Source organism: Stenotrophomonas maltophilia group sp. Smal12 (genome assembly GCF_037079935.1).
Lineage (GTDB): Bacteria > Pseudomonadota > Gammaproteobacteria > Xanthomonadales > Xanthomonadaceae > Stenotrophomonas > Stenotrophomonas sepilia.
Genome location: NZ_JBAWUK010000125.1, coordinates 1 through 546 on the forward strand (window position 1 = coordinate 1; position 546 = coordinate 546).

Consider the following 546-nt stretch of genomic DNA (forward strand, 5'->3'; position numbering starts at 1 on the left):
CGGAGCGTATTTATCAGGAATTTGAAGGTGATAACGCCACCTGGTGGAACTTCGATCCGCGCGTTGAGTGGCTGATGGGCTACCTGACCAGCCATCGCTCTCAGAAAGTGCTGGTGATCTGCGCCAAAGCTGCCACTGCGCTGCAACTGGAGCAGGTACTGCGCGAACGTGAAGGTATTCGCGCTGCGGTGTTCCACGAAGGTATGTCGATTATCGAACGTGACCGCGCTGCCGCCTGGTTTGCCGAAGAAGACACCGGCGCACAGGTACTGCTGTGCTCAGAAATCGGTTCTGAAGGACGTAACTTCCAGTTCGCCAGCCACATGGTGATGTTTGACCTGCCATTCAACCCGGATCTACTGGAGCAGCGTATTGGTCGTCTGGATCGTATCGGCCAGGCGCACGATATTCAGATCCATGTGCCTTATCTGGAGAAAACCGCTCAGTCGGTGCTGGTGCGCTGGTATCACGAAGGTCTGGATGCATTTGAGCACACCTGCCCGACCGGACGCACTATTTACGATAGCGTATACAACGATCTGATTA

At 54.8% G+C, this 546-nt stretch carries 1 protein-coding gene; it reads left to right on the forward strand.

Translation table 11 applies throughout. The features are described 5' to 3' along the window. Positions 1 to 546: helicase-related protein (locus WDC87_RS21900; RefSeq protein ID WP_336331339.1), on the forward strand; the 546-nt coding region annotated here is incomplete at both ends.